This window comes from Pseudomonas sp. Irchel s3b5, from assembly GCF_900187435.1.
In the GTDB taxonomy this organism is placed as follows: Bacteria; Pseudomonadota; Gammaproteobacteria; order Pseudomonadales; family Pseudomonadaceae; genus Aquipseudomonas.
On sequence record NZ_FYDY01000018.1, the window covers coordinates 70,522 to 82,472 of the forward strand.

Genomic DNA, 11,951 nt, shown 5'->3' on the forward strand with positions numbered 1-11,951 from the left:
CATCGGTGCAAGTACCGCCCAAACCGGAAATCGGCCTGCCGCTTTGGTTGCTCGCCGAGCTGACCTATCGCTGCCCGCTGCAATGCCCGTACTGCTCCAATCCGCTGGATTTCGCCGAGCAAGGCAAGGAGCTCAGCACCGAACAGTGGATCAAGGTATTCCGCGAAGCGCGGGAGATGGGCGCGGCGCAACTGGGTTTTTCCGGTGGCGAGCCGCTGGTGCGCCAAGACCTCGCCGAGCTGATCGCTGAAGCCCGAAAGCTGGGTTTCTACACCAACCTGATCACCTCCGGCATCGGCCTGACCGAACAGAAAATCAGCGACTTCAAAAAAGCCGGGCTTGATCACATCCAGATCAGTTTCCAGGCCAGCGACGAGCAGGTGAACAACCTGCTGGCCGGCTCAAAAAAAGCCTTCGCGCAGAAACTGGAAATGGCCCGGGCGGTAAAAGCCCACGGCTACCCGATGGTGCTGAACTTCGTCACCCATCGGCACAACATCGACAAGATCGACCGCATCATCGAGCTGTGCATCGCCCTTGAAGCGGACTTCGTCGAACTCGCCACTTGCCAGTTTTACGGTTGGGCGCAGCTCAATCGCGTCGGGCTATTGCCGACCAAAGAACAACTGGTGCGGGCCGAGCGCATCACCAACGAGTACCGCGCCAAGCTCGAAGCCGAAGGGCATCCGTGCAAGTTGATTTTCGTTACACCGGACTACTATGAAGAACGCCCGAAAGCCTGCATGAATGGCTGGGGCAGTATTTTTCTGACCGTCACACCGGACGGAACCGCACTGCCCTGTCACGGTGCCCGACAGATGCCGGTGCAGTTTCCCAACGTGCGCGACCACAGCATGCAGCACATCTGGTATGACTCGTTCGGCTTCAACCGCTTCCGTGGTTACGACTGGATGCCCGAGCCTTGCCGCTCGTGCGACGAGAAAGAAAAAGACTTCGGCGGCTGCCGTTGTCAGGCCTTCATGCTCACCGGCGATGCGAGCAACGCCGACCCGGTATGCAGCAAATCCGAACATCACGGCGTGATCCTCAAAGCCCGCGAAGAAGCCGAGCACGCCACCCAGACCATCGAACAACTGGCCTTTCGCAATGAACGAAACTCACGCCTCATCGCCAAAAGCTGAGCCTATCAGCGCTGCCAAAGCTGTCGCCGCCGGCATCGATTTTGCCGAACTGCAGGTCGGCCCACAGGGCCTGTTCTGGAACGAGTATCGCCCCGCAGACGCCGCGTGCCGGATCTGGCATTGGCGTAACGGCGTGGCGAAATGTCTGACGCCGCCAGGGTTCAGCGTGCGTAGCCGGGTTTACGAATATGGCGGTGGTGCGTTTTGTCTGACGGACGATGGGATCGTTTTCGTCAACGAGGCTGACCAGCAGTTGTATCGTCAGTCGATACAGGGCGAAACGCCCGAAGTGCTTACGTCTGGCGTATGTCGCTACGGTGATCTGCAGTTCGCCGACGGCCAGGTGCTGGCGGTTGAGGAAAACCGTAATGAGCACCGTTTGGTGGCCATTGATCTGGTCGACGGCACGCGGCATTTGTTGGCCGAAGGCGCTGACTTCTACGCCGCCCCGACCCTCAGTCCAGACGCGCGTCGTCTGGCCTGGATCGAATGGAGTCGCCCCGATCAACCCTGGACCGCGACCCGTTTGATGATTTCCGAACGCCAGAACGACGGTGGCTTTGGCCCGGCCCGATGCGTGGCCGGAGACACCCTTCAGGAGTCCCTGCAGCAACCGAGATTTGATCACTCCGGCCGTTTGTTTTGCCTGACCGATCGTGGCGGTTACTGGCAACCGTGGGTGGCATCTGAAAATGGCCTGAGCCCTCTGCCAAGTGCCGCCGCCGACCATGGCCCCGCGCCTTGGCAACTCGGTGGATGTACTTGGTTGCCGCTGGGCGAAGCTAACTATCTGGCGAGTTGGACCGAAGAGGGTTTCGGCCGACTGGGTCTTCGCGGTGCCACGTGCGAAGACTTCACCGGGGACTACAGCCGCTTCCGCCATCTCGCGCTGGATGAACAATTCATCTACTGCATTGCCGCTTCGCCGCTCAGTTCAACCGCCGTGATCGCAATCGATCGCCAGTCCCGGCAAGTAAAGGTACTGGCCGGCGGCGTTGCGCCGCTGCCCGCCGAGCAGATCAGCCAGCCACAAACACTGCGTTATCCAAGCGGTTCCGGTGAGGCACACGGTTTCTTCTATCCGGCGATGGCTGGCCAGGCGAAACCGCCATTGGTGGTGTTCATCCACGGCGGCCCGACGTCGGCGTGCTACCCGATGCTCGATCCGCGCATTCAGTACTGGGCGCAACGCGGCTTCGCCGTGGCCGACCTCAACTATCGCGGCAGCAGCGGCTATGGCCGGGCTTACCGCCAGGCATTGCATTTGAGTTGGGGAGCGGTCGATGTCGAAGATGCGTGTGCTGTGGTCAGCCATCTCGCCGAACGCGGATTGATTGACGGCAATAAAGCGTTCATTCGAGGAGGCAGCGCGGGCGGGTACACCACGCTGTGTGCTCTGGCTTTCCACAACGTATTCCGGGCCGGGGCGAGCCTTTATGGGGTCAGCGACCCGGTCGCGCTGGGCCGTGCGACCCACAAGTTCGAGGGTGACTACCTGGATTGGCTGATCGGCGATCCAGAGCAGGACGCCGAGCGCTACGCCGCACGAACGCCGTTACTGCACGCAGGCAACATCCGCGTACCGGTGATTTTCTTTCAAGGGGAACTGGATGCCGTGGTTGTGCCACAGCAGACCCGCGACATGGTCGAGGCCCTGCAGGACAACGGCGTTCTGGTCGAAGCGCACTACTACGCCGACGAACGCCATGGCTTTCGCAAGGCCGGCAATCAGGCCCATGCGCTGGAACAGGAGTGGCTGTTTTATCGGCGGATGATGGACTCAGCGGGCTGAAGCCCACGCTCACTGCCGACACGGTGGCGCCTCAATCGCGAGCAAGCTCGCTCCCACAATTAATCGCGTTCCTTTGGGAGAACTCGATCGAGTGTGGGAGTGACGGTGCGGCAATACGACCTGCTCGCGAAGGCAATCTACCTGCCGACACTCGACTCAACGCTTGGCGATGATGTACACCGCATGCACGATCCCCGGAATGTAGCCGCACAGCGTCAGCAGAATATTCAGCCAGAACGCCCCGCCAAATCCTACTTGCAGAAACACGCCCAGCGGCGGTAACAGAATGGCGATGATGATGCGAATGAAGTCCATGGGGCAGCTCCTGATTGGGGGTGGGTTCGTTCACACCCTACAGCTAATCGACCTGTGCCGCTTGTCAGGGTTCAGCACGATTGCTCAGGCCAGTATCTCCAGACCGTGTTTCTGCACGATGCTCAGCAACTTCAACGCCATGCCACTGGGGCGCTTATCCCCAGCCTCCCATTGCTTGACGGTCGAAGCGCTGGTGTTCAAGTAGCGTGCAAACACCGGCTGACTGACATTGTTGCGCTCGCGCAATGCCTTGATCTCCTGCGCCGGGATCGCATCCGGTACCGTTGCAAGGCAAGACTCATCGAACTCACGCATGGTTGCCTTGCTGATTGCGCCGATGGCGTACAAGGCACTGGCGGACTCGTGGATTGATTCAAATACTTCACTCTTAAATTTCTTACTCATTAGGTATCTCCACAAACTCCTTGGTATTGAGCAAGTACTCCACTTGCACTTCTGTCAGACCCTCGTAGGTTTTTGCCATTTTTCGAAATCCGATCAGTTCGGCCTGACTAATATTGCTCTGATCTCTCTTCGCATACAGGAACTGATAAATCCAGTATCCACTTCCCTTAGCCAGGACAATCGAGCGATGGCGGTTGGCATTCAAACGCTTCTTCCAGACTCCGCCGCCTAAATTGTCAGCCTGACCATTGAGCATTTCGGTGAACGCTTCCCGAAGCTCATCATCACCAATCCACGCTTTCGCGGCTTGCGTTGCAAAACGCTTTGTCTTGAACAACCTGGGTGACATTGGCATCCCTTCCACAAAACATACCACTCAGTGGTATAGATATCAAAGCCAACGCAGCAACCAAACAGTTACGTTGGCACCGGCACTCCTTGCCGATTCCCTCTAAAAAACCAGTGATCTGCCCTTCGCACAAGCGCCGAAATGCTTTTGGCAAAACCCGGCCACAAAAAAACGCCCCACGCCAAAAGAATCAGGCGTGGGGCGTGCGTTATACCGCGAGACGGTTCTGGAATTTGTGTAGGGCAGGTCTGATCAGACGGCAATCCCTTTGCGGCACTGCAATTGCGCGGTGCGTACGCGGGAGAAGGCGCGAGCCAGGCGCAGGAGCATTTCGTCGATGTTGGCGTTGCTCACATTCAGCGCGGGGGTAAAGCGCAAGCAGTCGGGTTGCGGGGCATTGAGTAGCAGGCCTTCATACAGTGCGGCCTTGACTACGGCATCAGCCGAGTCGTCAGACAGTGTCAGCCCCCAGAGCAGCCCCTGACCGCGCAGTTCGCCATGGCCGTAGCGGTGGGACAAACGCCCTAATCCTTCGCGCAAGTGTTGACCGGTCTCTGCGACGTGTTTGAGCAAGCCTTTGTCTTGCACGGCGTCAAGCACCGTTAGGCCCACTGACGCCATCAATGCATTGCCATGATGATGAGTGGCGGTCATCTCGCCCGTTTCGAAACAGCACACCTTTTCCCGCGCCAGCAACGCAGCCAATGGCACGCCACCGCCCAATCCTTCGCCGAGCACGACGATATCCGCCTTGACGCCGTAGGACTGTTCGGCAAGTAAAGTGCCGCAGCGACCGACACCGGATTGCACTTCGTCGAGGATCAACAGAATGCCGAGCTCTCGACAGAGCCGCTCGACGCCTTTGAGGTAATACGCGGCGGCGGGAATGACGCCAGCATCGCTCTGGACCGGTTCGAGCATAATTGCCACGGTTCGCTCATCCACCGCCGCGTGCAATGCAGGAAGGTCATTGAACGGGACATGGCTGACCGACGCCGCAGTCGTCGCCAGACCAAATCCACGACAATCATTGCTGGCCACGATAATTCTCGAAGCACCACCGCGATGTGTTTGACCCCATTTACGCGCCAGTTCGATCGCCGCCTCGCCGGCTTCGCTGCCTGAATTGAACAAGCAGGCGTGATCACTGCCGGTGCTGACACACAGTCGTTCGGTGAGATTGCGCATGCCGCGGTTATGCAGATCGAAACCGGGATTGATCAACGATTGCGCTTGAGCGGCGATAGCATTGACCAGTACCGATGGGCTATGTCCGAGCGTGTTGGCGCCGCACCCTTGGGAAAAATCCAGGTAAGCGCGGTCATCGCTGTCCCATAACCATGAACCCTGGCCCCGGACAAAAACCTGCGGCGGCCGTTCGCGTTTGGATGGCAGGGGCGCGTGCATCGCCAGATCATCAAGGCTGGGGATGTGCCGACGCAGTTTGAACAGATTCATCTGAGAAAACCTCGCTGGAGGTTTTTTGCCTTACCTATGCAAATACCATCGAAACACACCGTATCCATTTCGCTTTCTGGCCCTGTAAGCCCTGTGAATACGGTTAGACTAGGCTCAGACAAGGCGTTGAGCCATTTCGATTTCCGAGCATTTTTGATAAGTGTTACTTATGGATTTCAAACAACTGCGTTATTTCGTCGCGGTCTACGAAGAGGGTCATGTGGGCCGGGCCGCCGAGCGGCTTTCAATCTCACAACCGGCGCTGTCCCAACAGATCCGTCACCTCGAACAGAACCTCGACGTGAGCCTGTTCGAGCGCAGCAGCAAACGCCTGTTGCCAACCCTCGCCGCCCACACGCTGTACAACCACGCGCAGCCTTTGCTCGATGGCCTGCAACGGGCGCGTGAAGCGCTGGGTAACTTCAAGGGACAAGCGCTGCGCACCTTGGCGATTGGCGTATTGCAGACGGTCCACACCAGTCTTGTGCCGCAGATGCTTGAACGAGTGCGCAAGGCGCAGCCACACCTCGTAGTTCAGATCTATGAGCTGACCGGGCTGGAGATCGAACGCCGCCTGCTCAATGGCTCGCTGGACATCGGCATCAGCTACCTGCCGCCGCGTCAGCCGGGCCTGCATGGCGTGATGCTGTACGAAGATGAACTGACCCTTGTCATCCCCGCCGACCATCCGCTGCGCGAATTCAAGAAGGTCTCCATGAGCCAGGCCGCCGAATTGCCCATGTTGCTGCTCGGGGAAGAGTTCCAGATACGCCAGATCTGGCAGGCGCAATTGGCGAGCCTGGGACGACGCCCACAGGTACAAGCCGAATTGAACAACATGGCCGGGATACTCGACAGCCTGCCGCACACGCGATTGGCGACGGTGCTGCCAGGACGTTCGCAAAAGACCCATGGCAATCAAGAACTGCTCTGGAAACCCCTGAGCGAGCCACGCGTGCCATTGAAAGTCGGATTGGTGTGTCGGGATGTGCAACGCCAACAGGCTTCGTTGAGCTTGTTGCGCACGTTGCTGGAAGAAGTGATAAACGGCCCGCACGAGCGCTTGAACAGCCCGCAAGTCATGGACGGATTGGACTGAGCACTTTTCTGCAGGCAAAAGAAAACCCCGCCGAAGCGGGGCTTTGCAGACTGTTTCCCTGACATCCATTTCGCTCCACCGTCCTGGCGGAATCCTACGTGTCCGTGTTGTTGCTTTTGCGCTTCCTGCGCTACGTCCATGAGAAGTAGATTAGCTGTGGATCCAATTTGCTTCTATGGGAGAACAGCAGCACGCCATGTAAGCGAATGCTTACATGGCGTTGCGTTGTCAGAACTGTTTGGCGTCCAGCAGGAACAGTGACTCGCTCCCCGACTTGACCGAAGCGCTCAGCGAGTGAATCCGCGGCAGCAGACGGGCGAAGTAAAACCGCGCGGTGCCCAGTTTGCTTGCGTAGAAATCATCCTGCGCTTCCTTGCCGAACGCGGCTTTGGCCATCAGCGCCCACATGTAAGCGTAAGCAACGTAGCCAAACGCTTGCAGATACTCGACCGACGCCGCGCCGATTTCGTTCGGGTTGGCTTTTGCACGGTCCAGCAACCAGGCGGTCAATTCGTCGAGGGTGGTCACCGCGTCGTTCAATGGCTTGGTGAACTCAACCAGATCGGCGCTGGCAGTGGCCGTGAAATGGCGAATCTCGTCAGCGAACAGGTTATAGAACGCGCCGCCGCTACCCACGATTTTGCGCCCGACCAGGTCCAGCGCCTGAATACCGTTGGTGCCTTCGTAGATTTGGGTGATGCGCACATCACGAACCAGTTGCTCCTGGCCCCACTCACGAATGTAACCATGACCGCCGAAAACCTGTTGGCCGTGCACGGTGGTTTCCAGGCCGAGGTCGGTCAGGAACGCTTTGGCCACCGGGGTCAGCAAAGCCACCAGATCTTCGGCGCGTTTGCGGGTGGTCGCGTCTTCGCTGAACTTGGCGGTGTCCAGTTGCATGGCCACGTAAGTGGAAAACGCACGACCGCCTTCGTTCGAGGCTTTCATGGTCAGCAGCATGCGACGCACGTCCGGGTGGACGATGATCGGGTCAGCCACTTTGTCCTTGTTCTGCGCGCCGGTTGGCGAACGGCTTTGCAGGCGATCACGGGCGTATTCAACAGCGTTCTGGTACGAGCGCTCGCCAGTGGCAAGGCCCTGGATACCGACGCCCAGACGCTCGTAGTTCATCATGGTGAACATCGCCGCCAGGCCTTTGTTTGGCTCGCCGACCAGGTAACCCACGGCTTCATCGAAGTTCATCACGCAGGTCGCGGAGGCCTGGATGCCCATCTTGTGTTCAATCGAACCGCAGTTGGCCGGGTTGCGTGCGCCCAGGCTGCCATCGGCATTGACCATGAACTTCGGCACCAGGAACAGCGAAATGCCTTTCGGACCCGCCGGTGCGTCCGGCAGTTTGGCCAGCACTAGGTGAATGATGTTTTCGGTCAGGTCGTGTTCGCCACCGGTGATGAATATCTTGGTGCCGCTGACCTTGTAGGAACCGTCGGCCTGAGGCTCAGCCTTGGTGCGGATGATCCCCAGGTCGGTACCGGCATGCGGCTCGGTCAGGCACATCGAGCCAGCCCAGACGCCGGCGTACATGTTCGGCAGGTACGCCGCCTTCAGCTCTTCGCTGGCGTGAGCATTGATCGACAGGCAAGCGCCGGCCGTCAGCATCGGGTACAGACCGAACGACAGGCTCGCGGAGTTGACCATTTCTTCGACCTGGGCCGAAACGGCTTTGGGCATGCCCATGCCGCCGTAAGCCGGATCACCCCCCACACCAACCCAGCCGCCTTCAGCGTAAGTCTGATAAGCCTGTGGGAAACCTGCCGGCGTGGTGACGGCACCGTCCGCCCAATGGCAACCTTCTTCGTCAGCCGCACGGCTCAATGGCGCAATGCTTTTGCTGGTGACCTTGCCCGCTTCTTCCAGGATCGCCTCGACGGTTTCTGCATCGATGGTCTCGGCCAGCGCAGGCAGTTCGGCCCAGAGTTTGGCGACCTCGAAAACTTCATTGAGGACGAAGCGCATATCGCGCAGGGGCGCTTTGTAGTCAGCCATGGCAAACCTCGCAAGATCTATACAGGTGATTCGTAGGAAGATGATTTTCGTTGGGTCGGAGTGTACCCCAACAACTTTTGCGACACATAGGGTCAGCCTGTGACGTTTTTGTTATTTTTAGTCACGCAAAAGATCGCAGCCTCCCCGAGCTCCTACGCCAATTAAGGTAGGAGTTGCCGAAGGCTGCGATCGTCTAAGGATTGAAAACCAATTAAAGCGCGAACAACTCCGCCGGCAGTTGCATCAGGCAATCGCTGCCCGCCTCGATGGCTGCCCGATGAGCGGCGGTTCGCGGCAACAAGCGCTTGAAGTAGAACTCGCTGGTGGCGAGTTTGCCCCGGCAGAAATCGGCATCACCTGTGCCGTTATCGAGCTGCGCCTGAGCGACCAGCGCCATCCGTAACCATAGATAGCCGAGGATGATGTAACCGCTGTACATCAGGTAATCCACCGACGCGGCACCGACTTCGTCGGGGTTTTTCATCGCGGCCATACCGACCTGAGCGGTCAACTCGCCCCACTGCTGGTTCAACCCTTTGAGCTGTGCCACATAACGGGCCAGTTGCGGATGCTCGGCATTTGCCTCACAGAATTTATGGACGATTTTGGTAAAGCCCCGCAACAATTTGCCTTGGCTGCCAAGGACTTTACGACCGAGCAGATCCAGCGCCTGAATGCCGTTGGTGCCTTCGTAGATCGGCGCGATCCGGCAGTCGCGAACCAACTGTTCCATGCCCCATTCGCGAATGAACCCGTGGCCGCCAAACACCTGCATGCCGTGGTTGGTGACTTCCAGGCCCGTGTCGGTCATGAAGGCTTTGCAGATCGGCGTGAGGAAGGCCAACAGGTCTTCTGCGTCCTGGCGCGCGGCTGCATCCGGGCTCAAGTGCGCCACGTCGAGCAATTGTGCAGTGAAATACGTCAGCGCCCGATTGCCCTCGTTGAAGGCCTTCATGGTCAGCAACATCCGTCGCACATCGGGATGCACGATGATCGGGTCAGCGACTTTTTCCGGGGCTTTCGGGCCGGTCAGCGAACGCATCTGCAAGCGGTCGTTGGCGTACTTGATCGCTCCCTGGAAACTCGCTTCGCCCAGACACAACCCCTGCATGCCAGTGCCCAGGCGTGCGTGGTTCATCATGGTGAACATGCAGTTCAGGCCCTTGTTCGCCTCGCCGATCAGGAAGCCCTTGGCACCGTCGAAATTCAGCACGCAGGTAGCCGAGGCCTTGATGCCCATTTTGTGTTCGATCGAACCGCAAGACACACCATTGCGCTCGCCCGCTTCACCCGCTGCATCGGGCAAGAACTTGGGCACGATAAACAGCGAAATGCCCTTGGTCCCGGCTGGCGCATCCGGCAACTTTGCCAGCACCAGATGAATGATGTTGTCGCTCATGTCGTGCTCGCCGGCAGAGATGAAAATCTTGCTGCCGGTGATCGCATAACTGCCATCGGCAGAAGGTACGGCGCGGGTCTTGATGATGCCCAGGTCGGTACCGCAATGGGCTTCGGTCAGGCACATGGTGCCGGTCCATTGGCCCGCGGTGAGCTTGCTCAGGTAAGTATCTTTTTGCGCTTCGGTGCCATGGGCGTGAATGGCCGACATGGCGCCGTGGGTCAGGCCCGGGTACATGCCCCAAGAGGTGTTGCTGGAACCGACCATTTCGCTGATGACCAGCCCCAGCGAGCTTGGCAAACCCTGGCCGCCGTAGACCGGATCCGCCGCCAGCCCATGCCAGCCGCCCTCAACATATTGTGCAAAAGCCTGCTTGAACCCTGCGGGCGTCGTGACCACGCCGTTGTCGAAATGGCAGCCTTCTTCATCACCACTGCGGTTGAGCGGCGAGAGGACGTTCTCGCAGAATTTCGCCCCTTCTTCGAGGATCGCATTGACCATGTCCGGACTGGCGTCGGTCGCCCCCAGCGCGGCGTAGTTGCCGTGGAAATCGAAGACGTGATCGATCAAAAAGCGCATATCGCGCAAGGGAGCTTTGTAGTCGGGCATGGTCATTCTCCGTCAGCAGATTGCTCCAACCTACTGCCGTCGACCCCGCCTCACAATCACAGTCCAGACGCTGAATGCGCCATCATCACTCAACCGTAGCGGCTTCCATACGCACGGCGCCACGGCGGTTCTGACCGAACGCCATCACGCAGTTTCGCCCCGCACCCTTGGCGCTGTAGAGCGCCTGGTCAGCGGACTTGAGCACTTCTTCCGGGGTGCGCTGCTCGATGCGTTCGGCGACGCCGATGCTGACCGTTACCGACACGCTCGAAGCGCCGGCACCGGCACGACGTTGCCGACCCTGATGGTCGTCCTGTGGCCTGTCCGGATTGCGCAGTTGAATGTTGTAAGTGGCGATGGACTCGCGGATGACTTCAAGATGCGGCATGCACTCTTCGAGGGTCTTGCCTGCAAACACCAGGGCAAATTCCTCACCGCCGTAACGATATGCCTTACCGCCGCCGCCGATTTTCGACAACTTGCTGGCCACCAACCGCAGCACCTGGTCACCGACGTCGTGACCGTGGGTGTCGTTGAATTTCTTGAAGTGGTCGACGTCGCTCATGGCCAACACGTAGTTGCGACCCAACCGCTGCATGCGCTCGTTCAGCGCGCGACGGCCCGGCAACCCGGTCAGCTCGTCGCGGAAGGCCATTTGATAGGCTTCGTGGGCGACGGCGGCGGCGATCATCAACATCACCTGGCTGCACATGATGTTCAGGGTGAACGGCAGGATGAAGGTTTTCGGCAGCATCCAGAACAACCCGAGCAGGCCCACCAATTGCGCGGCATGCAAGGGGCGTGGGTTGCGCCAGTACTGATAAGCCAGCAATAAAAATGCGGCGATGAACACCGGATAAGACAACTGGATCAAGCTCATCCAGGCACCGTGCAATGCGGGCCAGCGAATCTCCGAGAGCCAGATCAGCAACGCATGGGGATAACTTTGCTCAAGCGCCAACGCCACGCTGCCCACCGCCAGCAACACGGCAAAACGCGCCACCATGTCCTGGAACAGATGCGTGCGCTCCTGCCACGCGGCGAAAATGCCAAACAGCAACGGCAGCAGCAGACAACACAAATGAAAGACCACGGCGGCGTCATCGCGCACCTTGCCGTTGTCGCGGTAATAGTCGGTCTGGGTGTCGAGCAGGAAGTAGGCGATGTACACCGTGACCATCAGAAACAGCTCACGCTGGCGTCGGTAAACCGCGCAATAAGCACCGCCGAGCAGTAAAACCAGAGTCGGCAGGACGTTGAACAGCGACGTGAAGAAAACGTTGAGATCCTTAACGTATGCAGCCGCGAGCCCCGCCAACAGAAGCAGTAATGACGGTAGGAAATGACTGAAACGTACAGCGGAAGAACGCAGCAAG

The 11,951-nt window shown here is 58.8% G+C and carries 10 protein-coding genes; 3 read left to right on the plus strand and 7 right to left on the minus strand.

The window, feature by feature from the left end; genetic code table 11:
- Positions 1-5 precede the first annotated feature (5 nt).
- Together pqqE and CKW15_RS18575 are read left to right on the plus strand one after the other, a co-directional pair.
- Positions 6-1,142 carry a pyrroloquinoline quinone biosynthesis protein PqqE gene (gene pqqE / locus CKW15_RS18570; RefSeq protein ID WP_371856309.1) on the plus strand — a complete coding sequence of 379 codons (1,137 nt, stop codon included), beginning with the start codon at positions 6-8 and terminating at the stop codon, positions 1,140-1,142.
- Positions 1,108-2,934 (plus strand): S9 family peptidase, encoded by a 1,827-nt coding sequence (locus tag CKW15_RS18575; protein WP_095152561.1) that lies wholly within the window; start codon positions 1,108-1,110, stop codon positions 2,932-2,934. Before pqqE ends, CKW15_RS18575 begins: the two co-directional genes overlap by 35 nt.
- A 156-nt stretch (positions 2,935-3,090) precedes the next feature.
- Here the strand turns inward: CKW15_RS18575 and CKW15_RS18580 are convergent, their stop codons facing one another.
- The 4 genes from CKW15_RS18580 to CKW15_RS18595 form a co-directional block, all read right to left on the minus strand.
- Positions 3,091-3,249 (minus strand): YqaE/Pmp3 family membrane protein, encoded by a 159-nt coding sequence (locus tag CKW15_RS18580; protein WP_003228885.1) that lies wholly within the window; start codon positions 3,247-3,249, stop codon positions 3,091-3,093.
- Positions 3,250-3,333: 84 nt separating this feature from the next.
- Positions 3,334-3,654, minus strand: a complete 321-nt coding sequence (locus tag CKW15_RS18585) for a DNA-binding transcriptional regulator (protein ID WP_095060370.1) — start codon at positions 3,652-3,654, stop codon at positions 3,334-3,336.
- On the minus strand, positions 3,647-4,003 hold the full coding sequence (locus tag CKW15_RS18590) for a type II toxin-antitoxin system RelE/ParE family toxin (RefSeq protein WP_095060371.1): 357 nt from the start codon (positions 4,001-4,003) through the stop codon (positions 3,647-3,649). The genes CKW15_RS18585 and CKW15_RS18590 overlap by 8 nt, the downstream gene beginning before the upstream one ends.
- A gap of 252 nt (positions 4,004-4,255) precedes the next feature.
- Positions 4,256-5,461 carry an aspartate aminotransferase family protein gene (locus CKW15_RS18595; protein WP_095060372.1) on the minus strand — a complete coding sequence of 402 codons (1,206 nt, stop codon included), beginning with the start codon at positions 5,459-5,461 and terminating at the stop codon, positions 4,256-4,258.
- A gap of 169 nt (positions 5,462-5,630) precedes the next feature.
- Here CKW15_RS18595 and CKW15_RS18600 point away from each other — a divergent pair, with 169 nt between their 5' ends.
- On the plus strand, positions 5,631-6,560 hold the full coding sequence (locus CKW15_RS18600; RefSeq protein ID WP_095060373.1) for a LysR family transcriptional regulator: 930 nt from the start codon (positions 5,631-5,633) through the stop codon (positions 6,558-6,560).
- 228 nt (positions 6,561-6,788) lie between these two features.
- On the opposite strand, the gene CKW15_RS18605 is transcribed toward CKW15_RS18600, so the two are convergent.
- The 3 genes from CKW15_RS18605 to CKW15_RS18615 form a co-directional block, all read right to left on the minus strand.
- Positions 6,789-8,567: an acyl-CoA dehydrogenase C-terminal domain-containing protein gene (locus CKW15_RS18605; protein WP_095060374.1), complete on the minus strand. Its 1,779-nt coding sequence runs from the start codon at positions 8,565-8,567 to the stop codon at positions 6,789-6,791.
- Positions 8,568-8,778: 211 nt separating this feature from the next.
- A complete protein-coding gene (locus CKW15_RS18610) occupies positions 8,779-10,575 on the minus strand; it encodes an acyl-CoA dehydrogenase C-terminal domain-containing protein (RefSeq protein ID WP_095060375.1) in 1,797 nt (598 codons plus the stop codon).
- Positions 10,576-10,660: 85 nt separating this feature from the next.
- Positions 10,661-11,950 carry a GGDEF domain-containing protein gene (locus CKW15_RS18615; protein WP_095060376.1) on the minus strand — a complete coding sequence of 430 codons (1,290 nt, stop codon included), beginning with the start codon at positions 11,948-11,950 and terminating at the stop codon, positions 10,661-10,663.
- Position 11,951 lies beyond the last annotated feature (1 nt).

Bases quoted from the DNA above. Each gene is read 5' to 3' on its own strand.
- CKW15_RS18575 (WP_095152561.1), top strand. From the start codon at position 1,108: ATGAACGAAACTCACGCCTCATCGCCAAAAGCTGAGCCTATCAGCGCT.
- CKW15_RS18580 (WP_003228885.1), bottom strand. From the start codon at position 3,249: ATGGACTTCATTCGCATCATCATCGCCATTCTGTTACCGCCGCTGGGC.
- CKW15_RS18585 (WP_095060370.1), bottom strand. From the start codon at position 3,654: ATGAGTAAGAAATTTAAGAGTGAAGTATTTGAATCAATCCACGAGTCC.
- CKW15_RS18590 (WP_095060371.1), bottom strand. From the start codon at position 4,003: ATGTCACCCAGGTTGTTCAAGACAAAGCGTTTTGCAACGCAAGCCGCG.
- CKW15_RS18595 (WP_095060372.1), bottom strand. From the start codon at position 5,461: ATGAATCTGTTCAAACTGCGTCGGCACATCCCCAGCCTTGATGATCTG.
- CKW15_RS18600 (WP_095060373.1), top strand. From the start codon at position 5,631: ATGGATTTCAAACAACTGCGTTATTTCGTCGCGGTCTACGAAGAGGGT.
- CKW15_RS18605 (WP_095060374.1), bottom strand. From the start codon at position 8,567: ATGGCTGACTACAAAGCGCCCCTGCGCGATATGCGCTTCGTCCTCAAT.
- CKW15_RS18610 (WP_095060375.1), bottom strand. From the start codon at position 10,575: ATGCCCGACTACAAAGCTCCCTTGCGCGATATGCGCTTTTTGATCGAT.